Origin of the sequence: Cellvibrio sp. ARAG 10.3 (genome assembly GCF_051846955.1) — a bacterium.
Taxonomy (GTDB): domain Bacteria; phylum Pseudomonadota; class Gammaproteobacteria; order Pseudomonadales; family Cellvibrionaceae; genus Cellvibrio.
Genome location: NZ_JBPYCU010000007.1, coordinates 41,218 through 66,880 on the forward strand (window position 1 = coordinate 41,218; position 25,663 = coordinate 66,880).

General features: G+C 51.8%; 17 protein-coding genes. 10 read left to right on the plus strand and 7 right to left on the minus strand.

Features of this window, described 5'->3' with window-relative positions:
• The first annotated feature begins 129 nt into the window (after positions 1–129).
• Together ACSV5M_RS10625 and ACSV5M_RS10630 are read left to right on the plus strand one after the other, a co-directional pair.
• Positions 130–1,371 (plus strand): CAP domain-containing protein, encoded by a 1,242-nt coding sequence (locus ACSV5M_RS10625; RefSeq protein ID WP_439176150.1) that lies wholly within the window; start codon positions 130–132, stop codon positions 1,369–1,371.
• A 568-nt stretch (positions 1,372–1,939) separates the two neighbouring features.
• Positions 1,940–5,311 carry a glycosyl hydrolase gene (locus ACSV5M_RS10630; RefSeq protein WP_439176152.1) on the plus strand — a complete coding sequence of 1,124 codons (3,372 nt, stop codon included), beginning with the start codon at positions 1,940–1,942 and terminating at the stop codon, positions 5,309–5,311.
• Positions 5,312–5,389: 78 nt separating this feature from the next.
• On the opposite strand, the gene ACSV5M_RS10635 is transcribed toward ACSV5M_RS10630, so the two are convergent.
• A complete protein-coding gene (locus tag ACSV5M_RS10635) occupies positions 5,390–6,166 on the minus strand; it encodes a hypothetical protein (RefSeq protein ID WP_439176154.1) in 777 nt (258 codons plus the stop codon).
• A 282-nt stretch (positions 6,167–6,448) separates the two neighbouring features.
• Here ACSV5M_RS10635 and ACSV5M_RS10640 point away from each other — a divergent pair, with 282 nt between their 5' ends.
• On the plus strand, positions 6,449–8,203 hold the full coding sequence (locus ACSV5M_RS10640) for a hypothetical protein (RefSeq protein ID WP_439176156.1): 1,755 nt from the start codon (positions 6,449–6,451) through the stop codon (positions 8,201–8,203).
• Positions 8,204–8,214: 11 nt separating this feature from the next.
• On the opposite strand, the gene ACSV5M_RS10645 is transcribed toward ACSV5M_RS10640, so the two are convergent.
• Genes ACSV5M_RS10645 through ACSV5M_RS10655 form a run of 3 tightly spaced genes read right to left on the minus strand, consistent with a single transcriptional unit; the run spans position 8,215 to position 12,836 of the window.
• Positions 8,215–9,129 (minus strand): response regulator, encoded by a 915-nt coding sequence (locus tag ACSV5M_RS10645; RefSeq protein WP_439176158.1) that lies wholly within the window; start codon positions 9,127–9,129, stop codon positions 8,215–8,217.
• On the minus strand, positions 9,116–12,559 hold the full coding sequence (locus tag ACSV5M_RS10650) for a hybrid sensor histidine kinase/response regulator (RefSeq protein WP_439176160.1): 3,444 nt from the start codon (positions 12,557–12,559) through the stop codon (positions 9,116–9,118). Before ACSV5M_RS10650 ends, ACSV5M_RS10645 begins: the two co-directional genes overlap by 14 nt.
• On the minus strand, positions 12,522–12,836 hold the full coding sequence (locus ACSV5M_RS10655) for a hypothetical protein (RefSeq protein WP_439176162.1): 315 nt from the start codon (positions 12,834–12,836) through the stop codon (positions 12,522–12,524). The genes ACSV5M_RS10650 and ACSV5M_RS10655 overlap by 38 nt, the downstream gene beginning before the upstream one ends.
• A gap of 477 nt (positions 12,837–13,313) precedes the next feature.
• On the opposite strand from ACSV5M_RS10655, the gene urtA reads away from it, so the two are divergent.
• The 6 genes from urtA (at position 13,314) to fusA (ending at position 20,502) form a co-directional block, all read left to right on the plus strand.
• Entirely contained in the window at positions 13,314–14,558 is a 1,245-nt protein-coding gene (gene urtA / locus ACSV5M_RS10660; protein ID WP_439176164.1) for an urea ABC transporter substrate-binding protein, read from the plus strand.
• A 148-nt stretch (positions 14,559–14,706) separates the two neighbouring features.
• A complete protein-coding gene (gene urtB, locus ACSV5M_RS10665) occupies positions 14,707–15,633 on the plus strand; it encodes an urea ABC transporter permease subunit UrtB (RefSeq protein ID WP_439176166.1) in 927 nt (308 codons plus the stop codon).
• 13 nt (positions 15,634–15,646) lie between these two features.
• Entirely contained in the window at positions 15,647–16,810 is a 1,164-nt protein-coding gene (gene urtC, locus ACSV5M_RS10670) for an urea ABC transporter permease subunit UrtC (RefSeq protein WP_439176168.1), read from the plus strand.
• Positions 16,797–17,546 carry an urea ABC transporter ATP-binding protein UrtD gene (urtD, locus tag ACSV5M_RS10675; protein ID WP_439176170.1) on the plus strand — a complete coding sequence of 250 codons (750 nt, stop codon included), beginning with the start codon at positions 16,797–16,799 and terminating at the stop codon, positions 17,544–17,546. Before urtC ends, urtD begins: the two co-directional genes overlap by 14 nt.
• A gap of 12 nt (positions 17,547–17,558) precedes the next feature.
• Positions 17,559–18,248, plus strand: a complete 690-nt coding sequence (gene urtE, locus ACSV5M_RS10680) for an urea ABC transporter ATP-binding subunit UrtE (RefSeq protein ID WP_439176172.1) — start codon at positions 17,559–17,561, stop codon at positions 18,246–18,248.
• 163 nt (positions 18,249–18,411) lie between these two features.
• Positions 18,412–20,502 carry an elongation factor G gene (gene fusA / locus ACSV5M_RS10685; RefSeq protein ID WP_439176174.1) on the plus strand — a complete coding sequence of 697 codons (2,091 nt, stop codon included), beginning with the start codon at positions 18,412–18,414 and terminating at the stop codon, positions 20,500–20,502.
• Positions 20,503–20,619: 117 nt separating this feature from the next.
• Here fusA and ACSV5M_RS10690 read toward each other — a convergent pair whose 3' ends face one another.
• Positions 20,620–23,745, minus strand: a complete 3,126-nt coding sequence (locus ACSV5M_RS10690) for a transglycosylase domain-containing protein (RefSeq protein WP_439176176.1) — start codon at positions 23,743–23,745, stop codon at positions 20,620–20,622.
• A 101-nt stretch (positions 23,746–23,846) separates the two neighbouring features.
• On the opposite strand from ACSV5M_RS10690, the gene pbpG reads away from it, so the two are divergent.
• On the plus strand, positions 23,847–24,758 hold the full coding sequence (gene pbpG, locus ACSV5M_RS10695) for a D-alanyl-D-alanine endopeptidase (RefSeq protein WP_439176178.1): 912 nt from the start codon (positions 23,847–23,849) through the stop codon (positions 24,756–24,758).
• 146 nt (positions 24,759–24,904) lie between these two features.
• On the opposite strand, the gene ACSV5M_RS10700 is transcribed toward pbpG, so the two are convergent.
• Positions 24,905–25,144 carry a DUF2195 family protein gene (locus ACSV5M_RS10700; protein WP_439176180.1) on the minus strand — a complete coding sequence of 80 codons (240 nt, stop codon included), beginning with the start codon at positions 25,142–25,144 and terminating at the stop codon, positions 24,905–24,907.
• 69 nt (positions 25,145–25,213) lie between these two features.
• A complete protein-coding gene (locus tag ACSV5M_RS10705; RefSeq protein WP_439176182.1) occupies positions 25,214–25,438 on the minus strand; it encodes a DksA/TraR family C4-type zinc finger protein in 225 nt (74 codons plus the stop codon).
• Positions 25,439–25,663 lie beyond the last annotated feature (225 nt).

Here is a 25,663-nt window from a genome sequence, read left to right on the forward strand (position 1 = left end):
TTGCGCCAGTTTTTGTTGCGATGGTTGCGAAAACCTTCGCAGCCGCTGGCACAGCACGCTGGTAGCATTCTATCGATCAATGGCCAGGGAATTCACGTCGGCGCCACTACAAATCAGAGATGGTGCCTTATGAATAAATTCCTTAATGTCTTGTTGTGTTTGTGTATCAGTGGGCTGGTCGCCTGCGGTGGTTCGTCCGGCGGTGACGATGATTCGCCGGGCACGCCTGCTTCTTCCTCATCAAGTTCCAGCAGTTCATCGTCAGTCTTTGGCGCGCCGCAGAGTCTTAGTGCTGCACCGGGTAATGCGTCGGTCACCCTGGAGTGGGGCGCGGTCAGCTCGGCGGATAGCTACCACATCTATTACGCAACCGAGCCCAACATTCAGCCGGACAATATTGCCGCGTATGACAATGGCACCTGGATTGAGGATGTAACGCCGCCGTATCAAATTACCGGACTCACCAACGGCACCACTTACTATTTTGTGGTGACAGCGGTAGATGGTGAGATGGAAAGTGACCCCAGTGCGGAAGTCAGCACCACACCGTCTGCGGTGGATATTGCACGGCAACCAACGGTGTACGAAGTCCTGGTGTTGGAACTGGTTAACCGCGCGCGTTTTGATCCGGAAGCGGAAGCTGCTCGTTACAACATCGACTTGAATCAAGGGATTAATGGTGACCCGATTTCATCCGCCCGTAAGCCACCGCTCGCATTTAACCTGGAATTGATTGAAGCGGCTCGCGTACACAGTGAGTGGATGCTCGATGCGGATGTATTCAGTCATACAGGCGAGGGTGGCAGTTCTCCGACGCAGCGAATGGATGAAGCGGGCTACACCTTCAGTGGTTCCTGGGCATCTGGAGAAAATATTGCATGGAGTGGTAGCAGTGGTAATAACATTGATCTGGCCATTGCGGCCTCTAACCATCATGAGGGGCTTTTTAAGTCGCCAGGACATCGTTTGAATATCCTCAGCACCAACTTCCGCGAGATCGGTATTGGCCATAAAGACGGTTATTTCTTTGCTGACGGCACCAATTGGCGTGCATCCATGCTGACCGAAAATTTCGCCCGCTCCGGCTCCGGTTATTTCCTTACCGGTGTGGTGTACGAAGATGCGGATGGTGATGAACTGTACAGCGTGAACGAAGGTTTGTCCGGCATTACGATCACGGTAGACGGCAGTTCTCATGCCGTATTTGAGACGGGTGCTTACACGGTGCCGTTAACCAATGGTGTGTATGACATCACGGTGAGTGGTGATGCTTTGGGTTCGCCGGTGAATTACACCATTGAGGTGGATGGGGCGAATGTGAAGTTTGATGTGATTAAGGTGGGGAGTGCGGTGGATATTAATACGTGGTGATCGCGGTTGGCGGTTTTGTTGTCGGATTACGCTGCGCTAATCCGACCTACATAACCGCAAAATACCGCCACCGCTCTCACTGAAACTTCTATCTCCCGCTATCAAAAAACAACCTTCCGCGCCAACCAAAAATTCTGCAAAAAATTCCTGTCTCGATGCTCTGATTAAAAATCTCTACTAACCCATTGAAATCAAACGCTTTCCTTCGCGTCCCTCTTTGGTGAAACAAAAGTGACACATATCATGTTGGCTCAACCCTAAAACTGGGACGAACTTTTCCCAGTTTTTGTTGAATATGGGAATGAAGGAATTGAACAATTCTCGCGCAAGGAATGCAGGCACAGCCAAGGTATCAACGAAATATTAATAATCATAATAATGTAAAAATCCAGAGGTTGAACAACGACGATTCACCAACCAGAAAAATAATGATGCGTTAGTCATAACACCGATTAGTACCTACAGGTTATGTCGTTTCCGTATTGCTTTTTGCAATGCGGCAGTCTTTTGCTGCGCTTTTTTTCGGGGTGAATTAACCAACAACATAAACATAAGTAGGAAGGATGTAATGAAATTACCTCCATTAGTACTCAGTCTTTTTTTTGCTACCGTCACGGTATCGGCACAAACCAATCCACCGCCCAGTACCACACCGACCAACAGCACTGTCAGCGTTGGTGCCGGCAGTTACCTGAATGCGTGGGACAGTCGCATTGACGCGGCGATTCCCGATAACCGCGATGTTCAAACCACGCAATACCTCACCGATAATCTCGCCGATCAACCGGTACCCACCAATTCCTGGTGGAGTTCGCTGGTGTGGGAAGGTACCAATTTACCCTGGCAGGATTGGGGTAACCGTGGCAGCCACAATGTGAGTTATGCGCATCCGTTTGCACTAAAAGCAGAGCGCAACGGTATGCGTCTTTACACCCCGCGCCTGGAAGATTACTGGAGTGCGGATTACGCGTTTGTGGGGACCATGCCGGCACCGGTGGAAGAGTGGATCAACGGTACACCTACGCCGCTGCATCACACGGTATATTTTAAAGATCTGGATTTTGTGCTGGGCAACAGCGCGGCGAATGATAACCTTGCGACTCGTGTGCATGAGTACAGTGATTGGTTTATCACGGCGCGAATGGAAGCGGCGGGTGCGTCTATGGACCTTACTTTCGGTCATGGTTCGCCTTACGTGTTTGCGGTGTACAACAGTGGTAATCCCACGCTGGAATTTTCTACCGACAGCACAGCGCCGGATGCAGCCAGCGTGGCAGAAATCTGGTCTGGTTCGGAAAATTCCCGCGTGATTGGTTTTTCGGTTGAGGGGCGCAATTACGCCGCCTTTGCACCGGAGGGCACAAGCTGGAATGGCCTGGGTACCTCTACCATCACCGCGAATTTACCGTCGGGGAAAAAATATTTTTCCGTTGCCGCCTTGCCGGATCGCGCGGCGTTGGCATACATGGAAGATTATGCATACAACCACATTACTGGCACACGCGTGAGTTGGAATTATCGCGGCAGTGACAGCAAGGTATTAACCACCTATAACATCACCACGCAGGATTATCCGGAGAGCACCGCCAGCGGCACCCTGTTCGGTTTGTACCCGCATCAGTGGCGCAATCTTTCAGGTGGTGCGAGCTTAACTGGCGATACATACTTTACGCCGCGCGGTACCATGAAATTGGCAGAGGGTGAATCCTTTACCACAGCGGTAACCTTTCACGGTGTGATTCCCACCTTGCCAGAACTCGAAAGTGCGGCTGATAAAACCCGCTTGTCCGATTTGGTAAATAATGTGCGCACCGAAAGTTTTACGCATCGCGATACCTATTACACCGGAAAACGCCTCGGCAAGGTCGCGACACTGGTTTCCCTTGCCCAGCAATCGGGTAATACCGCCGCAGAAACACAATTCCTCGACGAATTAACCTGGCGCCTGGAGGGCTGGTTAAAGGCCGATGTCATTGACGATCTGGAGCCGTCGCCTTTTGCCAAGAACTTGTTTTACTACAACAGCAACTGGGGAACAATGCTCGGCATCGATGGCAGTTTTGGTAGCCTGACGCAACTCAATGATCACCATTTCCATTACGGTTATTTTGTGCGTGCAGCCGCTGAAATTGCGCGCAACGATCACAGCTGGAGAGATCAACAAGCCTTTGGCGGCATGGTGGAATTATTAATTCGCGATTACGGTAACTGGGAACGTCCGCGCGATGCTGCTACCAGTGAGCGCGGCCAGATGTTTCCGTTCCTGCGCAACTTCGATATCTACGCGGGCCATTCCTGGGCTTCGGGCCACGCGCGTTTTGGTGCTGGCAATAACAATGAATCGTCCTCCGAGGCCATGAACGCCTGGACAGCGATGATTCTGTGGGGCGAAGAAACCGGCAACACCGCGCTGCGCGATGCGGGAATTTATTTGTACACCACCGAGATGACGGCGATCCAGGAATACTGGAACAATGTGTACGAAGAAAATTACCACCCCAATTACGACAAGCCTATGGCATCCCTGGTGTGGGGCGGCAAGACGGACTACGCCACCTGGTTCAGCGGGCTGCCGGAAGCCATGCACGGTATTATTCTGTTGCCCATTCAATCCGGCTCGTTGTACCTGGGTTTATTCCCGGATAATGTACAAAAAAATTATGAATTCCTGGCTAATGGCCGCACCCAGTTCGCCATGTGGGACGCAATCTTCTACGCGTATCAAGGCATCTATGATCCAGCCGGCGCCTTGACCAATTTTAATAACAACGAAGGCCGTATGCGCGGTTCCGTCAGTGGACCATCGTCCTTTACCGAAGAAGGTAACTCACTGGCTAACACCTTTACCTGGATCAAAACCTTCCAGCAATACGGCGCTATCGACAAAAGTGTCGTAGCGGAAAACCATGCAACCTATGCGGTGTTCATCAAAGACGATACGCGCACATACATCGTCTATAACGCGGATTTGACCAACAGTAAAAACGTTGAGTTTACGGATGGCATGGTGGTGAATGTGGGGCCGGGCGAGATGGAAGTGATGAGTCAATCCGGAGTGAGCACGCCGTCGTCTTCATCAAGCTCCGTGGCAAGTTCAATTGCCAGTAGTGCGTCCAGCATGGTGGTGAGCAGTTCCTCTGTAGATAGCTCATCCAGCGCGTCATCGGTCAGCAGCATCGCAAGTTCTGACAGTTCTTCTTCCTCTTCTTCCTCATCCTCATCCTCATCCTCATCCTCTATAGATACGCCGAACGATATTGGTGTGGTCAATATCCTGCCCCTGGCTAACGGCAGTGTGCAATTCAGCATTCGCTTGCCGGAAGAAAAAAACCAGGTGCATTTATTTGCCCGTCGCAACGGTCAGCAGGATTACGATGTGATTGATGTGCAAACCAGAGTGGGTGCAGAAATAGCTAACGGTGACGGTACATTTACCTATCAGGTCACGCGGTCCAATGCGTACGAAGTGGGTGATCTGGTAGAAGCCCGCTTTTATACCTACACGCCCGCCAGCGGCCAGATATTTTATCCGGGGCCGATTGAAGCCAGTTGGAGCAGCATCACCTACGGCGAGACTGGTGGCGCCTCATCCAGTTCTGTTGCCAGCAGCAGTTCTGCGGCCTCTTCATCGAGTACCGCTGCCGAGGGTTATAGCGCGAATGCGACTTTACCTAATGGCGCGACCGTGGCTTATACCACAACCGCCAGCTATGCGAATGGCAGCGTGACGATTACCTTCACCACGGAAGAGAATCTGGATTGGGCCTGGTGTTTCACGCCCGGTTGGAATGGGATGACACGCACCAGCGGTAACAGCTTTGAGGTGGTGATTCCGAACCAACAAGTGGGTAATACCTTGACCTATTATTTTACCGTGAACACCGCAACGCGCGGCGAGGGCAATAATGTGTCTGCGCCGCATTCGTGGGTCGTTCAGTAATGCGTTAGGTGATCAAGGGCCGGTTAGCTCCCCAAGGGGGTTAACCGGTTTTCTTTAGTGACAAGGCGGGAATAAAAACTAAATATTCTCCAGGGATACACGATAAATTTTATATCGATTTTCCTGTTGCTCGGGGTTCCAATCGCCACCGACAACATGGATATTTTTCAAGCCCAGTTTCTCCATATCATCCAACGAATAATACCAACCCTTGAATCCGGTTTTCTGATAGATGTGATAAACACCTTGCTGGCCCAGGGTGGTAATCTTTTGCGCTACCGCAATGGCCTGGTAAAAATTGGCTTCACGCTTTTTATTGGCGACTATATAGGCCTTTAGTTGTTGCTCCACCTCTTCGCGCACCTTTTCGCGTTGCTCCGCCGGTATCCTGGCCAGCGTGGCATTCATCTGTGCCATATTAAAACTCTCACTGGAGGCCCCGCCGTGAAAGCCGACAATCGCATTCTTTCCAAGAATTTTTTTAACCCCGGCGGTAAAGATGTAGTTGGCGCAGGACGAAAAACAGAATTCATCCACGCGCACGTCCAGGCCTTGTTGATGCGTCCATTCGCCCAGGTCCAGGCCGACATCTATAGGCCCCCCTGGGCTCTTGATGGAGAGAACAGTGGGTTTCTTGACGGCGGCTTCATAGAGTGAAAAAACCTCGGCATTGGCTTCGACAGACAAGCTACCCGAATAGATAATCTGGTTATCTTCCAGCCGGACCTGAGTGGCTGCCTGAGCGGCTATAACGGACAGTGAACTGATAAAAGCAAGCAAAACGCCAGGTATGAATCGCCATTTTCCGCTTCGCTTGGTGCAAGCTTGGGTAATGTTTCGCGAGGTTAAATACATAGCCGTCTCATGGAAAATGAATTGCCTGTAGATGGCGCAGTTTAAGCTGATATCAGGCTTTTTTACAATTACAAGGGTTGATGTGACATAGGTGGCGGATATTAAGTCCAAGCATTACACAATAAATAATTAATGGCGTCTCGTTGTATATGAGAGCCTTGCAACTCTACACATTCCCAACTAGACCTTTCTGCGTAAATCGTCCGTAGACTGTCACTGCGGCATCGATTTCACTAATGCAACAGACGTTGCATTTCCCCCATTTTCAAAAAGGAAACTGTCATGAAACGATGTCCATGGTTTGTTGGGAAAATAAAATGGTTATCTTCTTCGTTGATATCCCTGAATCTTCTTGTCTGTCTGTCTCTTTGGATAAGCCCGGCTTATGCTGACCTGCCATATTGTGATGAGGTTTTCGTCAATGGCATCCAGACGTTTGGGAAAAACAGCTACGTACACTTTGATTACAACGCACGGATTTATAAAGAATCGACTAATGAGATAAAAACCCATCATGTACAAAATCACCCCTGGTCTATACATAAAAGTTGTTCGGTAGATGACTGCTTTGCTACAGAACAGGTATTGCCGAAGCCGCGCGACAAACGAAAGCAGCGTACGCAATCCACGGTAGAATTTTCCATTCCGGCGAATAAAAAAATGACCGTGGGCGCCGATGGTGTGAACCAGTTTGGACAGGTAACGGTAGCGCAATGGGCGACCGCAGAGTTCTCCCCCCAGCACGATGTATACCTTATCGACCGCTTACATGTAGGTTATAAGGGAACGGTGCGCTTGCCTGCCGGAGAGTATTGGGTTCGCGATTTACGTCTGGAGGTGGAAAGTCGCATTGATGTGTTGGGCGAGGGCACGGTTAATCTTTATGTTATTGACCCGCTGCTAGTGCCGTTGAACGTTAAATTGAACGCGGCTAGTAGAAATCCGTCTCGTATGACTATCTATACCTACGGTTCTGCCGAATTTTATGTCGGTAGCCAGACATATGCTTTTGTACGCGCTGAAAGCGAGATATTTATGCATCATCGCGCACGCATCACCGGTGCTGTAGTGGCAAGATTTGTTGAGCTGCGTACAGAAAGCCAAATTACGTATGATGCGACGGCTGCGAAGGTGTTGAATTTTAAAAAGATCTGTAAGGCCTCTGATGAACAGCAGCCCACCGATACAGCTCCGCCGGATATTGTTGATACCTTATGGGATGAGGAACCCGATTCCAATCGGGCGAGTTTCAGTGCGATCATCAGAGATACCGGGGATAACGCAAGCGGCATTGCCAGCGTGGTTTTGAGAGCGCTGCGGGAAGATATTCCCCTGGTTGCCAATGGCGATACCTATTCAGCGGATTTGACGCTGGTGCCCGGTGAAAATTATTTTACCCTCATTGCCTATGATCAGGCGGGCAATTACTCCACGCTGGATGTGCACATGTATTTCATGCCGACCACTGAACTTGTGAACATCAATTACCCGGCGAATACCGAACAACCGTTTGTGGTCATTACCGGTGAGGTGCACAGCTACTGGGGAGAAGGAGACCTGATGCTTATGGTCGGCAGTGAACCCGCGGCGCTTATTCCGGTAGAGGACGGACTGTATCGCTTTGAGGTCACTTACTATCTGTCCGGCTGGTATAACCGTTTTGATATTTCTTTGGATTCACCCAATGGTTACCTGGAGCATCGCGCAACGGTGACCTATCACCCGGCGGAAATATATGTTGAGCTAGATCAGCAAGATGTACGAACGGATGAAGAGTCCATTACCTTAACTGGCACCTTCGGTATACCGGGGCCGCAACATAATATTGAATGGCATGGGCTGGTACTGGTTGCAGATCACTTGCCCAGTGAGCTACCGGTAACGATCACCGAAGTGACGGAAGACCGAGGACGTTTTTCAGTCGAAGCGCCGTTGGTTCCGGGAGATAACTATTTTTCAGTCCGTGTGATAAACACGCCGGGTGAGATTCCCTGGGAAGGAGGAGTCTCCATATACCGGACCTCGGGATTCGAGTAATCAACTGTTCATCAGGCCTTGGCGAGACAACGGATCGCCACGGCCGCCGCTGAGGTGCGATTTTCTACCCCGAGTTTGCGGAATATCTGTTCCAGGTGTTTATTGACGGTGCGTGGACTCATCTCCAGAATCTGGCCGATTTCGCGATTGGTTTTGCCGTTGGCAATCCATAGCAACACATCAGCCTCGCGCCCGGTCACCGCAAATTGTTGTTTAAACGCATCGGTAGCGGCGGCGGGTTTCGGCGTATCGCTCAGGCGCAACAAATATTCCTTGTTATCAACTACTGCAAGAAGTTCCACACTCAGTGTGCGCGGTAAGAAATTAAAACTGAGACTGTGCCCGCCATCCGGTTTATGCGCCAGCCACTCGCGCAGGGCGAGGCTGATAGCGGCGCGTTGGGTCGGTTCATCGACGCCGGCAGTTTGTAACAAGTGGTGCACCTGGGGCGTGGCCCACAATAAATGCCCCTGTTGATCGGTGGCCAATAAAAATTGACCGGCAGTATCTAGGGCACTGCGCGCACTTTGGGTCATGCGTGCATTGGTAAGATGCACACGCATACGCGCAACCAATTCTTCGGCGTTGATCGGTTTGGTGATGTAATCCACTCCACCGGCGCCGAGTCCCATCACCACATGTTCGGTATCGCTAAGGCCGGTCATAAAGATAATCGGCACGTTCGCCAGGTCAGGGTTCTGTTTCAAACGGCGGCAGGTTTCAAAGCCATCCATATTGGGCATGATTGCATCGAGCAGGATAATATCCGGCGTAATGTTTTGGGTAATGGTTAACGCCTGTGCGCCCTCCAATGCCACCAGTACGGTAAACGCTGCGTCTTCCAGGACATCGTTAAGCATATGGATGCTGTCAATCGCATCATCGACGACTAATACCACAGGACGCTGTTTTTTATGGTTGTTCATAACTGACACCCGTTGATTCTGTTGTGTGTTTGCCCAGCAGTGTGATGATCTTTTCAAACTGAAAATTGTTGACGAAGGTTCTGATGTGTTCAATAAAGCCCGGCTGCGCCTGACGGTTGTGCTCCAGTTGTTGCAGGTAATCCTGTAATCCCTTTTTGTGGCCGATAATGGCTAATTCGCGCAACCGCTTGATATGAATATCGTCCGGTAGTTGTAGAACAGGAATCACCGGAGCGGGTATGTGAACAGTGTTGCTTGTCGGTGATTTTTCATAACACCAGGTTAAATTGAGTAAGCGGCCGATATGTTCCAGCAGCAAGTTAAGCCGCACTGGTTTTATTACATAAGCATCGTGCAGTGGCGGCCTGTCGGTTTTGTCTTTGGGACGATTGCGACCTTCGCTGGCATCGGCGGATACCATGATAATCGGTGCGTGATAACCGGATTCGCGCAACTGTGCAGCCAGTTCCCAGCCGTTCAAGCCAGGCATGGATACATCCAGCAGGATAAGATCCGGCGCGTTGCCGTTATCGGTTTCCTGTTGCAGTTGTTCCATGGCTAACAGTGAATTGCCGACCTCACTGATATTAAAACCGAGCGGCATTAGCATCGCACGCAACAAGTGCCGGTGCGGTGCTTCATCATCCACGATCATCACATGGCGCACCTTGCCGCGATACCCATAGATGGTTTGCGCTGGTGCGGTAATCGATTCTGGCAGTGGTTTACTAACACTCGACAGCATCAAACTCGCTTTAAATAAACTGCCTTGGCCCGGTGTGCTTTTTACCGAAATGTCGCCGCCCATAATTTCTGCCAGCAAGCGCGTAATGGTTAAACCCAAACCGGTTCCCAAGGCGGTGCAGCCAGGTTTACGCACGCGCTCGAAAGGGCGGAAGATGCGTTCAATATCTTCCGGTGCAATGCCTTCTCCAGTGTCCTGCACGCTGAACTCTGCCACCTGATTGCGGTAACGCAAGGTGAAACTAACCTTGCCTTGTTCCGTGTATTTGATCGCGTTGGATAACAGATTGATTAAAATCTGGCGCAAGCGCTTTTCATCGGTATGCACAAATTCCGGCAAACGATCATTGCAATGGTATTCAAATACCAAGCCTTTTGCTTCCGCCTGCAAACGAAACATGTTCACCAGTTGGTCCATCAGCACCGACAGGCGCACCTGATCTTTGTGTAAATCCAGACGGCCCGCTTCAATCTTGGAGATATCCAGCAAGCCTTCAATCAAATCGGCCAGATGCTCGCCACTGCGGCGAATTACCGCCAGTGCATCTTTGCGATTCGCTGGCATGGCCGGATCTTTTTCCAGCAGTTGGGTGTAACCCAGAACGGCATTTAATGGTGAGCGCAATTCGTGGCTGATACCGGTCAGGTAACGGCTCTTGGCAAGGTTGGCCGCTTCGGCGTGTTCCTTGGCTTCCTGTAATGCTTTGTCGGTGCGTTCGTGGGCAACAATTTCTTCCATCAACAAACGGGTTTGGCGTTGGGTTTCTTCCTGTGCAACCACGCGGCTTTCGTGAGCCAATACAAACAACCAACTCACCACCCCGGTGATGATCACTAGCAGGAAAAACACCTTCCACAGGGTTGTCGCCAGCAACTGCGCCGTCGCAATGTCTTCGGTCAGCGTTTGAAAATAAATCATTGACAGCAATACGGCGGATAAGCCGTTGATGATGATCACCAGCGTCAGAAAATGGCCGATACGTGAATTGATATTGGGTGTCAGCCACTCCGGTAAAAACGCGGTAAAGAATCCGCGCAGCTGTTCAGCATAACCGGCGCCGGGTTTACAGTGGTCGTTACAACGCGCATCGAGCGAACAGCATAACGAACAGATATGACCGGCATAGGCCGGGCAGTAGGTAACATCTTCGCGCTCGAATTTATGTTCGCAGATACAACAATGGACGGTGCCGTCGATCGTGCTGATCTCCACCACCGGCCGCGCAATGTAGTAACGCCCCTTGGTGCCCCAGGCGATCAGCGGAGCAATAATCAGCGAGGCCAGCAGGGCAATGAAATGAGACAAGGCTTGTGCGACATCACCGAGCGCACCGGTGTGGCAGGTTATACCGATAGCGGACGCGAGCAACATCGCACCGAAACCTACAGGATTAATGTCGTACAGGTGGGCGCGTTTAAATTCAATATGTTTTGGACTGAATCCCAGAGGTTTATTGATCATCAGATCTGCGACCAAAGCACCGAGCCAGGCCACCGCCACAATGCCGTAAACCCCGAGGGTTTGTTCCAGTGCGTGATAAACGCCCAGCTCCATCAGCAGCAACGCGATGGTGACATTAAACACCAGCCACACCACACGGCCAGGATGGCTATGGGTTAAACGCGAGAAAAAATTCGACCAGGCAATGGAACCGGCATAGGCATTGGTGACATTAATTTTAAGTTGACACAGGATCACAAAAATCCCCGCCACCGCCAGCGACACTTCCGGTGAATAGGTAATGTAACTGAACGCCACCATATACATCCGCGTCGGATCAGCGGATTCCAATAATGGCACGCCGTGATTAAGCGCCAATACCGCGAGAAAAGAACCGGCAAGAATCTTCAACACACCAATAACAATCCACCCCGGCCCACCCGCCATCAACGCGCACCACCAACGCACACGCGTCTTTGGCGTCGGCGCTGGCAGGAAGCGCAAGAAATCCACCTGCTCACCAATCTGCGCAATTAACGAAAACATCACCGCCGAGGCCGCGCCGAAAAATAAAATATTCACACCGGGAATGGAATCTGTATCCACTCTTTGCTCAGTACCCGTAAATGCCGTCCAACTCTCCACCGCACTCGCGTCGATATAAATAATAAAAACAAACGGCAACAACTGCAGCACCACCCACACCGGCTGGCTCCACAGCTGGAAACGGCTGATAAACGTAATACCGTGAGTCACCAGCGGAATCACCACCAGCGCACTGATCAAATAGCCATATACCAGCGGAATATCAAACAACAGCTCCAACGCCATCGCCATGATCGCCGCTTCCAGCGCAAAAAAGATAAACGTAAACGACGCATAGATTAACGACGTAATCGTCGACCCGATATAACCAAACCCCGCCCCACGCGTCAGCAGATCAATATCCACCCCATACTTCGCCGCGTAATAACTGATCGGAATCGCCGTCAAAAAAATAATCAACCCAACCGTACAAATCGCCGCCACCGCATTATTAAAACCATAATGCAAGGTAATCGCCCCACCAATCGCCTCCAACGCCAAAAACGAAATCGCCCCCAACGCCGTCGTCGCCACCCGCGCCCGCGACCACCGCCGCGCACTCTTCGCGGTAAAACGCAAGGCATAGTCTTCCAGAGTCTGGTTAGCGACCCACTGGTTGTAATTACGTCGTACGCGAAAGATGTGTTGCTTGGCCGTCATGGAGTTTCCTAAGGAACCGCTGAAAAATTACCTGCGTTGCCATCGCGGCGTTAAAAACAAGCTCAAAATGCTCATTTACTCGATGTAAACTCCGCTTTTTCTCTTGTTTTTGCCTTGCGCTGGCTGCCTCGCAAACATTTTCCAGCGGTTCCTTAAAGTCATTCTTCCAGGAAAAAATATCTCCCTGCGCAAGCGAGTGATATGTTTTGGTGCGCTTTAAAGCTGGGTGCGCTGTCTTAGTGCTGTAAACAAAAACATTCCGAGCTACGCGCTGCATGTTTCGGCACATATCTCATCCGCGCAGCACACATGATTACCTCTATCAAAACCCATACCATCAGGAGTTTTACTTCGCACTTGCAGACATGCCTTCGGTATAGGCTACAGCGACCGTCACCGGCATGGACGACCCACAGGGATGTGGGAAGTTTCCCGAAGCGCCGGGAGCGCGAAGGGATGCCGGTGCCGAGCCTACAAGGATGTATTCACGGCGTGTCGCAGTAGCCTATACCGAAGGCATGTCCCCTCCAGTCTCACCACTCCTAATCATCCTTATAACGCGCCCGAAAATAACGTCATTCAAAAAAACAAGGTATGCGTCAAATGACGTACCCCCCTAAGGCATTTGTCGAATGGGCTCAACACCCCACTCACCCCAGAATAAGAACCGTGGGCACACCGTGTCTGTACCTGGGAACGCAACACCAACACCGAAAAAATCCCCCGGCTTTTCAATACACAAAGAGGAAAGACCATGCGTAGGCAACAAACCAGAACCGGCAGCTCACGCTCGCCGATACTCAACACACTAAAAACCCTGGCCGCATCACTCGCACTGATCGCCGCCGCCACACACGCAGCCGAGGTTAATACCACCGGGCTCGCCGTTACTGACAGTACTGTCAAAGTCGGCATCCTCCACTCTGTCACCGGCACCATGGCCATCAGTGAAACCGGCTCCGTACAAGCCGAAAAACTCGCCATCGAACAAATCAATGCCATGGGCGGCGTGCTCGGACGCAAGATCGAATTTATCCAGGAAGACGGCGCGAGCGACTGGCCAACCTTCGCCGAAAAATCCCGCAAACTGTTAGTGAACGACAAAGTTGCCGCCGTATTCGGCTGCTGGACTTCCGCATCGCGCAAAGCCGTACTGCCGATCTTCGAGCAATACAACGGCATGCTCTACTACCCGACTTTCTACGAAGGTCTCGAACAATCACCCAACGTGATCTACACCGGTCAGGAAGCCACGCAACAAATCATTGCCGGTATCGATTGGGTGGTAAAAAACAAAGACGCAAAAACCTTTTACCTGCTCGGTTCGGATTACATCTGGCCGCGCACCTCCAACAAGATCGCGCGCAAGCACATCGAAAAATTGGGCCTGAAAGTTGTGGGTGAAGAATATTACCCGCTGGGCCACACGCAATTTAACTCGGTAATCAACAAGATCAAACTGCGTAAACCCGACGTGATCTACGCGATTGTGGTCGGTGGTTCCAACGTGGCCTTCTACAAACAATTGAAAGCTGCCGGTATTGATATGACCAAAGAAAAGCCGCTGGTGTTAACCATCTCTGTGACTGAAGACGAGATCCTCGGTATCGGTGGTGAGAACATGGTGGGCGCTTACGCGGCGATGAAATATTTCCAAAGTCTGCCCAATGAAAACAACCAGGCATTCGTAAAAGCCTTCAAAGAGCGCTGGGGTAATGACATCGTGATTGGCGACGTAACCCAAGCCGCTTATCTGGGCCCCTGGTTGTGGAAAGCGGCGGTAGAAAAAGCGGGCTCATTCGACATCGATAAAGTGCGCGCCGCATCACCCGGTATTGAATTAACCACCGCGCCGGAAGGCTACGTGAAGATTCACCCTAACCATCACCTCTGGTCCAAAACCCGTATCGGTCATGCCCAAAGCGACGGCCAATACAAAGTCGTCTACGAGACCAAAGAATTGATCGAACCCGATCCATTCCCCAAAGGCTACCAGTAACAGACGTAGGTCGGATTAGCCGCGCACTGCGCGGCGTAATCCGACAAGAACAAACGGGAAGAACTAAACAAATTCAACATCATGATCCACCCGCACTTTATCAAATATCAAACCGCGCCAAGCCGCGCACTCCACAGAGGACATGCGAATGTTTGCTGACTACAGCACCTCGGAATTAATGTCGATCTTTGCGATGCAAGGCTTCGCCGGATTGATTCTGTTTTCCGTCTTTGTCCTGATGGCGCTGGGGTTAGCCATCATCTTTGGACAAATGGGCGTAATTAACATGGCGCACGGCGAATTTATGATTCTCGGCGCCTACATTACTTATTTAACCTCGCAAGTTTTCGCGAATCACTTACCGGATTTTTTCAGTTTTTATTTCTTGCTCGCGATGATGCTCGCCTTCCTTGTCACCGCCGCCCTGGGCGCCCTGGTGGAATGGAGCATGATTCGCTTTTTATACAACCGCCCGCTGGACACGCTGCTCGCTACCTGGGGTTTGAGCCTGATCCTGCAACAACTTTATCGCACCGTATTCGGCGCTCGTGAAGTGGGCGTAACCCTGCCGGATTGGCTGATGGGTTCCTATCAAATCTCCGACACCATTGAAGTGCCGATCAACGGTATTTTTGTGATGTGTCTGGCGCTGGGTATTTCACTCGCGGTGGCGATCCTGATGTATCGCTCGCGCTGGGGAATCCAGGTGCGCGCCGTGGTACAAAATCGCGCGATGGCCGGTGCCGTTGGTATCAATACGGCCAAAGTTGATCGCATTACCTTTGCATTGGGTTGCGGCATTGCCGGTGTTGCCGGTAGCGCATTTACCATGATCGGTTCCACCGGACCGACATCGGGGCAACTCTATATTGTTGATACCTTTTTAGTGGTGGTGTTTGGTGGTGCAACCAGTTTGCTGGGCACGATTGCATCGGCGTTTGGCATCTCGCAAGCGCAATCCACCATGGAATTTTTTATGAGTGGCTCTATGGCCAAAGTGCTGACCTTGTTGTTTGTGGTGCTGATCCTGATGGTGCGCCCACAAGGTTTGTTTACCCTCAAAGTTCGTCGTTAGGGAGACCTCCGTCATGTCGTATCAAGGTTTGCGTTCCCTGTTACCGAAAAATGAATTATGGGGCTTTGTGATTCTGGCACTCTTGCTAGTTGTGGTGCTGCCGCTGAGCATGGATATTTTTCGGTTGAATTTGGTCGGTAAATATTTGACCTATGCTTTCGTCGCCGTGGGCCTGGTGTTGTGTTGGGGTTACGGCGGCATCCTGAGTTTAGGGCAGGGCGTGTTCTTCGGTTTGGGCGGTTATATCATGGCGATGTTCCTCAAACTGGAAGCCTCTGATCCCGAAAGCACCAAGATCCAATCTACACCCGGCATTCCGGATTTTATGGATTGGAACCAGATTACCGAGCTGCCGTTTTTCTGGGAGCCCTTCTACAGTTTCACCTTTACGCTGCTGGCGATCATCGTGATTCCGTCGATCTTCGCTTACATCATCGGCGCTGCGATGTTCAAGCGGCGGGTGGGCGGTGTTTACTTCGCGATTATTACCCAGGCGATTGCCGCGATCCTTACGATCCTGATTATCGGCCAGCAAGGTTATACCGGGGGAGTTAATGGGATTACCGATCTTCGCACCTTGCACGGTTGGGATATCCGCACCGATAGTGCCAAATATGTATTTTATTTCCTGTGCGTGTTCATGTTGTTTGTGTGTCTGTTTATCGCGCAGTTTATTCGCAAAAGTAAACTGGGGCGTCTGTTGGTGGCGATGCGCGATAAGGAAGATCGCGTGCGCTTCTCCGGTTACGATGTGGCCAACTTTAAAATCTTTGTGTTCTGTATCGGCGCTATCTTTGCCGCTATCGGTGGTGCCATGTTTACCTTGCAGGTCGGATTTATGTCACCGACGCTGGTGGGCATTGTACCGTCTATTGAAATGGTGATCTTCTGTGCGGTGGGTGGGCGTTTATCGATTATCGGCGCAGTCTACGGCGCGCTGCTGGTGAACTGGGCCAAGACCTCTTTCTCTGAAAGTTTTCCTGAGCTCTGGTTGTTCGCCATGGGCGGATTATTTATCGCGGTGGTGATGGCATTTCCGAATGGTCTCGCGGGACTTTACAACACCTATGTAGCGCCGCGTTTAAAGCCCCTGTGGCAAAAAATTTCCACCAAAAAATCTACATCGCCAACACCTGCATCCAACCTGAACGAAGGAGCTCTTCATGATCCCCAGTAATACAGATTATGTGCTTGCGGTGGAAGGGCTCACCGTGTCCTTCGATGGTTTTAAAGCCGTAAACAATTTGAGCTTTTATGTAGACGAAAACGAAATCCGCGTAATCATCGGCCCCAACGGCGCCGGCAAGACGACGGTGCTGGATTTAATTTGCGGTCGAACCAAAGCCACCGAAGGTTCGATCCGGTTTCGCAACCGTGAACTGACCCGGATGAAGGAGCACGACATCGTTAAGGCCGGCGTGGGGCGTAAATTTCAAACGCCGTCGATCTATGGCGACTTGACCGTGTTTGAAAACCTGGAGATTTCTTTTCCGCGCGGCCGTTCAGTGTTCGGTGCGCTGGCGTTTAAGCGCGATGCGGAAGTCATCAATAAAGTTAATGAAGTGGCGGAGATGATTTTTCTCAGCGATCAGCTACACATGCAAGCGGAACTGCTCAGTCACGGCCAAAAGCAATGGCTGGAAATCGGCATGTTATTAATTCAGGACCCGGAATTATTGATGCTGGATGAACCGGTGGCAGGCATGTCGGTTGGCGAGCGGCAACAAACCGCTGAACTGCTGCGCAAGATTACTAAAAACCGTTCGGTGATTGTGATTGAGCACGATATGCAATTCGTCGCGCAGATCGCCGACAAGGTCACCGTGTTACACCAGGGGAAAATCCTCGCCGAAGGCTCCGCCGAAAAAGTGAAGCTGGACCCGAAAGTAATTGAAGTCTATCTCGGCCATTAAGAGGGCAATATCATGCTTGCAGTATCGGATTATCGTGTGTGTTATGGCCAGAGTGAAGTGTTACACGGCTTGAATTTCTCCGTCGCACCCAACGAGATTGTGGCCATCCTCGGTCGCAACGGCATGGGCAAAACCACCCTGATGAAGTCGCTGATGGGGGTCATCCCCAGCGCGGGCGGCAGCGTGAAATTGCAGGATAAGGAGATGTCGTCGCTCAAGAGCTATCAGCGGGTTGCCAGCGGCTTCGGTTTTGTCCCCCAGGGGCGGATGATCTTCTCCAGCATGACCGTTAAGGAAAATATTGAAACGGGGCTGACGACTGCGAAGAAAAAATCCGTTCCCCGCGACCTGTACGACATGTTCCCGGTGTTGCTGGAGATGCGCAACCGCCGCGGTGGTAACCTCTCCGGCGGTCAACAGCAACAGCTCGCCATCGCCCGCGCGCTTGCCAGCGACCCCACATTGTTACTCTTGGATGAACCCACCGAAGGCATCCAGCCCTCAATCATCCGCGAAATGGGCCGCACCCTGAAACAGATCCGCGACCAGCGCGGTTTATCGATAGTCGTTTCAGAACAAGTACTTAGCTTCGCGCTGGATATCGCCGACCGGATTCTGGTTATCGAAAAAGGCGAGATTGTTCACGAAGAACTCCGCGCCACCGTCGACGAAGCCAAAGTCGCTTCTTATTTATCGGTATAACCCTCCAACTGCCCATCTGCCCCGTAGGTCGGATTAGCCATAGGCGTAATCCGACTTCAATCTTCCCGTTAGAGCAAATTTTATTCCTTTCTCCGGGGGCAAATTCAAACAACTTCCTGTATATTACGCCGCTATTTTCCAACCCAGCTTACACGAGAGTCCTATGACTGACTTATCCCTTTACAGAAACATTGGTATCTTCGCCCACGTTGATGCCGGTAAAACCACCACTACCGAGCGTATCCTCAAGCTCACCGGTAGAATCCACAAGCTCGGCGAGGTTCACGAAGGTGAATCCACCACCGACTTTATGGAGCAGGAAGCTGAGCGCGGTATTACCATTCAGTCAGCAGCGGTGAGCTGTTTCTGGAAAGGGAACCGCTTCAACGTTATTGACACCCCCGGACACGTTGACTTCACCGTAGAGGTGTACCGCTCTCTGAAAGTACTGGATGGCGGTATCGGCGTATTCTGTGGTTCTGGCGGTGTTGAACCCCAGTCAGAAACCAACTGGCGCTACGCGAACGACGCGGAAGTATCGCGCCTGATCTTCGTTAACAAACTTGACCGCATCGGCGCCGACTTCCTGCGCGTAACCGACCAGGTGAAAAAAGTTCTGGGCGCCAAGCCGCTGATCATGACCCTGCCCATCGGCCGCGAAGACACCTTCGTGGGCGTGGTCGACCTGTTGACCCGTAAAGCCTACGTGTGGGATGAAACCGGTCAGCCAGAAAACTACACCATCACCGACGTACCAGCCGACATGGTTGATGACGTTGAAATGTATCGCGACCAATTGGTTGAGAACGCAGTTGAAGTAGACGACGACCTGATGATGGCTTATATGGAAGGCGAAGAACCCTCCATTGAAGACATCAAGCGTTGTGTCCGCAAAGGCACGCGCGACCTGGTGTTCTTCCCCACCTACTGTGGTTCTGCCTTCAAAAACAAAGGTATGCAACTGTTGTTGGATGCGGTAGTGGACTACCTGCCAGCGCCGACAGAAGTTAACCCGCAGCCGCTGACCGACGAAGAAGGTAACGAAACCGGCCAATACGCTATCGTGTCTGCCGCTGAACCCTTCCGCGCCCTGGCGTTCAAGATCATGGACGACCGTTTTGGCGCCCTGACCTTCGTGCGTATTTACTCCGGTGTGCTGAACAAGGGTGACACCATCCTCAACTCTTTCACCGGCAAGACCGAACGCGTTGGCCGTATGGTGGAGATGCAGGCGAACGAGCGTACCGACCTGACCAGTGCACAAGCGGGCGACATTATCGCCATCGTTGGTATGAAGAACGTACAAACCGGCCACACCCTGTGTGATCCGAAAAACCCCTGTACCCTCGAACCCATGATCTTCCCGGAGCCAGTAATCTCTATCTCTGTTACGCCGAAAGATAAAGGCGGTGTTGAGAAGATGGGTATTGCGATCGGTAAGATGGTTGCAGAAGACCCGACTTTCCGCGTTGAAACAGATGTCGACTCAGGTGAAACCATCCTGAAAGGTATGGGTGAATTGCACCTCGATATTAAAGTAGACATTCTGAAGCGTACCTACGGCGTTGAGTTGATCGTTGGTCAACCACAGGTTGCCTACCGCGAAACCATTACCCGCGAGATCGAAGACAGCTACACCCACAAGAAGCAATCGGGTGGTTCTGGTCAGTACGGTAAGATCGACTACCGCATCAAGCCGGGTGAGCCAAACACCGGCTTCAAGTTCGTTTCCACCGTTGTTGGCGGTACTGTCCCCAAGGAATTTTGGCCGGCAATTGAGAAAGGCTTCAAGTCGATGATGGACACGGGTCCTTTGGCGGGCTTCCCTGTGCTGGATGTCGAGATTGAACTGTTTGATGGTGCTTTCCACGCTGTGGACTCCTCGGCGATTGCGTTTGAAATCGCTGCAAAAGGCGCTTTCCGTCAGTCCATGCCAAAAGCCGGCCCGCAGCTGCTTGAGCCGATCATGAAAGTTGACGTGTACAGCCCGGAAGATCACGTTGGTGATGTGATCGGTGACCTGAACCGTCGTCGCGGTATGATCTCCGGCCAGGAGCCAAACGTGACAGGTGTGCGCATCAAAGCTGACGTACCGCTGTCCGAAATGTTCGGCTACATCAGCACCCTGCGTACCATGACCTCTGGTCGTGGCCAATTCTCGATGGAGTTTTCTCACTACGCGCCATGCCCGGCTAACGTAGCTGAAACGGTTATCGCGAAAGAGAAAGAGAAGAAAGCTGCCTTGGCTAAATAATTGCCGAGTTGGTTTTAGAAAAGCCCCGTTGGTGGAAGCCAGCGGGGCTTTTTTTTATGGTTATTGCGTGTTTCTGCCCCTGTCGTTCTTACGTCTATTTGGTTTGGGTAGCGTTGTTCAGAGGAGATCAGTGGCGTCCAATTGATACTCGAATGGGTAAGGCGTTTCCAAAAGAGCAGCTCGTTGTACGTAGGGTTCAATAATTGGCGCCATGCCTTTTAACACTTGAGTTGGTAACGCTGAGGTGAAGCGATATTGACCAGCCTCGTCGCCGATCACGAATGCCGTGAGTGTGCCGAAGTGATTCTCTCCGAGATAGAACACCAGGGTAGCGGTGCGGCTCAAAGCTCGTCCGGTGATGCGTTGGCCACCGCCGGTAGACACCAGACGGTTGTCGCCGGTACCTGTCTTGCCACCCATTTTCAGCTCACTACCGTCAAACTGTTCATAGGCGCCTCGCAAACGCCTACCGGTACCTTGGGTGACTACGTCACCGAGAGCCAACTTCATGGCCTGAGCCACCTCCGGGCGCATGACTTCTTCTGAAGGCGCCGGTGGATGGGACAGTCTGGTTTCGTAAGGCGTGTCTGCTGCAAACACCAAACGACTGATACGGCGTGGTGGAATGCGTTCACCATCGTTCATGATGATGCCCATCAGTTCCGCCAGAGCTGCCGGACGATCTCCCGAACTGCCCAGGGCGGTGGCGAGTGATGGCACGAGATGGTCGAAAGGGAATCCCAGCCGGCGCCAGCGCTCATGCAGCTCGGCAAAAGCTTCTACTTCCAGCATGGTGCGTATTCGGCTATCGCGGGCAGTACTGGCGCGGGTACGACTGAGCCAGCGGTACACCTCTTGACGCGTATCGGCGCTGGCATTGACCACCTCGGAAAAACCGGGATTACCATGTTGCAGCAGGTAACCCACCAGCCATAGCTCCAAAGGATGTACGCGCGCCAGGTAGCCCAGGTCCTGCAAATTATGGAGGTCGGACGTATACCGGTCATACAACCGTGCCAAAGTCTCGGCGGTCAGCGGCTGCGGCAACTGCGTCGTCATAAAATGGCTGAAACTGTCGAGATCGGCAGTCGGGTATAAATAGCGGTGAATCACCGCCGCACGTACCGGCGTCAGCTGTAGCCCGGATAGAAACGCATCGACCCGCTCCTCTTGTCCTTTATGAGCGTACTTGCTCCAGAATTGGGACAGAAATTGAGTGCCCTCCCGATCAGCAAAGCGAGCCAACACGTCCCGCCGCCGGGGATCATCATCATTCCGCATAACCGCCTGCAAATCTTGCCACTGTTGATGGGTGATATAACTGATGACATCCCGCAGCATGCGCACAAAAGGCAGATTGATAGACTCGTTCAGCGCTTCTCGCACGGTCGGATTCCGGTTGTTGTCCTCGCGACGGAAATTGCTGAAAGTGTGTTTACCACCACCGGTAAAAAACGACTCGTTGGTGTGGGCGGAATATCGACGATTGAGAGCCTCTGCCAGCATCTGCTCCAGAGCCATGTCTGGTTGGTTACTGAGTTGGGTCAATACCCAGCGGGTGAGCGGATCCCGTTCGGAATCATCCTGTCGCACTTCTGCCTCCGGGGAAGAGGAAGAATAGCGCTGGTGCAGCTCGGCAATGATCTCCAGATAAGAAGCCAGTACCCGCAGTTTGGCAGTGGAACCCAATTCCAGTTTGCTACCTTCATTGATATTGAAGGGGATATTGGTGTTATCGGTCTGCACCAGCACCTCATTGCCTAATGCACCACGCTCGAACAGGGTGAAACTGTAGTACAGATTTTCCGCCTGCCCTGGACGCAACAGGTACTCGCCGACCAATCCCTGAGTCGCGGCCACTGCTGGATCCCGCAGGCTGCGCAGATGAGACGTAACCTGTTCCTGTAGATCCCGATCCAGGGTAGTAGTCACCTCCAGATCCATCCGATCCAACTGATAAAGGGACACATCGAGCAGATTCACCAAGCGGTTGCGCACAACATTCACTCCCTTATTGGTTATCGCTGGCACCACCGCTGGTTGTTCACGAAAGTTACGAAATTCAAGGCTCTGTTCCAGTCCGGCCTTGGCTAGCGCCGGGCTAATCCGGTGCGCCGCTTGCAGTAGGCGCAAGTGCGCATCCACCAGTTCCCCCAAGGCCTTACGATCCTGTAACAAGTAATAAGACGGCCGTCGATGGGCGATCATCAGCGCCAGTAACTGGCGCAGTGCCATGCCCTGAAGTTGCAACTCCTCAGCCTCGGGCTGCTTCAGCGCCAGCAAGCGATTAACCTCGGTGGGGTCCGCTGCGAACCAGACATTAAATCCGTCGCCGATGCCGTTGACTTCACCATAACCCGGCGCCGCTGCGAGGGGAACGGTGTTCAGGTAATCCAACACCAGTTGCCGACGCGCCGGCATGGTATCTACCCCTTGCTGGTATACCCGCACGCTGGACGACACCATCTGGCGCAGTTTTTCCTCCACCGAGCTGGTAATACCTTCTTTGGAGTGACGAAATTTTTCTATCTGGGTTGCCAAGGTACTACCACCCATGGAGGGAGTGTCCAAATTGATAGCTTCGCCCATCTTGAAGACAGCAGCTTTGAGAAAACGCCCCCAGTTCACTGTAGGATTCATATGCCGTCGGTTTTCAGACAGCAGGCGACGATCCTCAATGAATAACAGGGATTCGATCATCAGCGGCGGAATTTCCTCGAAACGTTTGAACACGTGCCGTGGATAACGGAAATTAAACATGATCTGTTGATTCGCATCGCGTACAGTCAGGCCTGCTCGGTTCTTCTCCCGATAGGGAGGGTAAAAACCCGAATCCACGTAGGTGAGCAGTGGTGGCGAGAAACGTACCTGGCGATCAATGTAAAATCCATTGGCCTGCAAATTGTCGAGCATGGCGGGTAAATTTGCGTAACCCAAGCGCTGGTCAAAAGGACCTTCCACCGGAAAGCGGATGCTATCGCTGGGCCCCTCTGCCAGAGCAAATGACAATGAGCGAGCGTAATCCGGCAGCCAGCGGGCTTGCAACCAGGATGTGCGCGCCTCGTACCAGGCGAGTCCTGCCAGCCCCAGGCAGAATACAATAGGGATTAACAACCAACGCCAGCGACGGCGCCCGGTTCCCCGTGACACAGGTGGTTCGGCAGGCTTCGGATGGTATGGGTATACAAATGGCGGCTTGCGAATGACTGTTTCGGCATAGCGATATTGCACATCAGATCTCATATTTATACAGCTTTTATACCGCTTCACATTAAGCGCACTAGAATGGTTATACCAAAAGTAGTCAAGCACTTAGTGCTGTTCAATTATTTTACGAGTTTTTTATGCCGAAATTTTGCTTCCTGATCGTAATGTTACTGTCGTTGCCAGGGTTGGCCCAGGCTCAGCTCCCCTTACCGGATCCCGCCGCGCTACAGTTGGCATCAGTCCATGCATTGGTTATGGATTTGGACACCAGTGAAATCCTTTACGCACGCAACCCGGATGCCATAGTACCCATTGCCTCGCTAACGAAATTGATGACTGCGATGGTAGTCCTTGACGATCTGGAAGACGCGCCACTGGATGAATGGATCGCAGTAAACGTAGCGCAAACAGAAGAAATGAAAAATGTATTTTCCCATGTACGAATCGGCAGCCAATTGCAACGCCGCGACATGCTGCTACTGGCACTGATGGCGTCAGAAAACCGCGCCGCCGCAACGCTGGCATATCACTACAGTGGCGGTTATGCGGCCTTTATTGCAGCCATGAACAGCAAAGCAAAAACCTTGGGGATGAGCAATAGCCGATTTGTTGAACCTACCGGTCTGTCCTCGGACAATGTTTCCACACCACGGGATCTCGCCCTTCTTATTCAAACCTCTGCCAGGAATCCGCTGCTCGCCGAGCTCAGCATCACCCCTAAAAAGGACATCCATTTCCGCGCTCCGAATCATGTGCGAGCGTTCTATAACACTAACCCGCTGGTTCGAGGTGATAACTGGCGCATTGAGGCAAGTAAAACTGGCTACCTCAATCAGGCTGGCCGTTGTTTGGTACTACAGGCGGAAATCCAGAAACGGCACCTGGCTATCGTGCTGCTGGATTCCTTTGGCAAACGCTCCCATATCGGCGATGCTGCTCGGATCCGGCGCTGGCTGGAAACTGGCGATGGTGGTGCTGTGCACCCCAGCGCCCTGGAATATATGCAACGCCGGCAGAAAATTTTATTGGCAAGTGGGACGGCGTTGTGACAGCGGAACAAAAGAAAAATGGTGACTGATATAGGAATTCGCCAAGGTTGCTAAATTCGCGGAACCAGCCTATTGCTCTATAGCTTGGGACTTTCGAATATTTTTGACAGGGAATGACTAATAAGAAGTCTGGCCGCTGTATTAGATTAGGGGTTGGAGCAGGAGATCGAGAGTGTCACTGGGTGATCGGCAAAAATAAGGTTACTTTGAACTGCAACAGGGAACATCAATTTTTCTCTATTAAGAATCGAAAAATTTCCAGAGATTAACTTGAAGACATCTTCTTCGATTTCTTGATATGCCGCGTATTGTATTAATGCTGATTTGCAGGGGCAATCCTGACCATCTCGCGCAGGTCTTATTGAGGCGGTGCTGATTGGGCGCATGCGCTTATTAAAACAGTCATCAACAAACTAAATCTCTGAGCCATTCCTTTTAATCTCCTTGTACATGCTTTAAAAGCCTGTCAGCTCTTCATCCTTTTCGGTCTGACAAGCCACACATAACCGAACGCCGGGCATGGCTTTTTGGCGGGCTTCGGGTATAGGTGCGCCGCATTCTTCGCAATGGGTGAGGCTTTTGCCGTGGGGCAGGCGGCTGCGAGCTTCCTGGATAGCGTCGTCGATACTTGCCTCGATTTGTTCTTGCACGGCGTCGTCGTTGGTCCAGCCTCCGGCCATGATGGGCCTCCTGAAAATTGGGTGGGCGATTAGCGTATTAGATGTTTGGGGTGAGGGGAAGTTTCCGGTAAGCGTCGGATTACGCCTTCGGCTAATCCGACCTAGGTTATAGGCATTGTAGGCAATTGGGCTTGGGGGCTATACGTTAAATGACGTAGGTGCGTGGTCATTTGTCGTATTGTTTGGCGGTGGGTGGAAACTGATACTGGTGGCAAGGGCGGGTGT

What these genes read in the sequence shown, in the direction of transcription:
- ACSV5M_RS10625 (WP_439176150.1), top strand. Translation starts at nt 130, where the DNA reads ATGAATAAATTCCTTAATGTCTTGTTGTGTTTGTGTATCAGTGGGCTG.
- ACSV5M_RS10630 (WP_439176152.1), top strand. Translation starts at nt 1,940, where the DNA reads ATGAAATTACCTCCATTAGTACTCAGTCTTTTTTTTGCTACCGTCACG.
- ACSV5M_RS10635 (WP_439176154.1), bottom strand. Translation starts at nt 6,166, where the DNA reads ATGTATTTAACCTCGCGAAACATTACCCAAGCTTGCACCAAGCGAAGC.
- ACSV5M_RS10640 (WP_439176156.1), top strand. Translation starts at nt 6,449, where the DNA reads ATGAAACGATGTCCATGGTTTGTTGGGAAAATAAAATGGTTATCTTCT.
- ACSV5M_RS10645 (WP_439176158.1), bottom strand. Translation starts at nt 9,129, where the DNA reads ATGAACAACCATAAAAAACAGCGTCCTGTGGTATTAGTCGTCGATGAT.
- ACSV5M_RS10650 (WP_439176160.1), bottom strand. Translation starts at nt 12,559, where the DNA reads ATGACGGCCAAGCAACACATCTTTCGCGTACGACGTAATTACAACCAG.
- ACSV5M_RS10655 (WP_439176162.1), bottom strand. Translation starts at nt 12,836, where the DNA reads ATGCAGCGCGTAGCTCGGAATGTTTTTGTTTACAGCACTAAGACAGCG.
- urtA (WP_439176164.1), top strand. Translation starts at nt 13,314, where the DNA reads ATGCGTAGGCAACAAACCAGAACCGGCAGCTCACGCTCGCCGATACTC.
- urtB (WP_439176166.1), top strand. Translation starts at nt 14,707, where the DNA reads ATGTTTGCTGACTACAGCACCTCGGAATTAATGTCGATCTTTGCGATG.
- urtC (WP_439176168.1), top strand. Translation starts at nt 15,647, where the DNA reads ATGTCGTATCAAGGTTTGCGTTCCCTGTTACCGAAAAATGAATTATGG.
- urtD (WP_439176170.1), top strand. Translation starts at nt 16,797, where the DNA reads ATGATCCCCAGTAATACAGATTATGTGCTTGCGGTGGAAGGGCTCACC.
- urtE (WP_439176172.1), top strand. Translation starts at nt 17,559, where the DNA reads ATGCTTGCAGTATCGGATTATCGTGTGTGTTATGGCCAGAGTGAAGTG.
- fusA (WP_439176174.1), top strand. Translation starts at nt 18,412, where the DNA reads ATGACTGACTTATCCCTTTACAGAAACATTGGTATCTTCGCCCACGTT.
- ACSV5M_RS10690 (WP_439176176.1), bottom strand. Translation starts at nt 23,745, where the DNA reads ATGAGATCTGATGTGCAATATCGCTATGCCGAAACAGTCATTCGCAAG.
- pbpG (WP_439176178.1), top strand. Translation starts at nt 23,847, where the DNA reads ATGCCGAAATTTTGCTTCCTGATCGTAATGTTACTGTCGTTGCCAGGG.
- ACSV5M_RS10700 (WP_439176180.1), bottom strand. Translation starts at nt 25,144, where the DNA reads ATGCGCCCAATCAGCACCGCCTCAATAAGACCTGCGCGAGATGGTCAG.
- ACSV5M_RS10705 (WP_439176182.1), bottom strand. Translation starts at nt 25,438, where the DNA reads ATGGCCGGAGGCTGGACCAACGACGACGCCGTGCAAGAACAAATCGAG.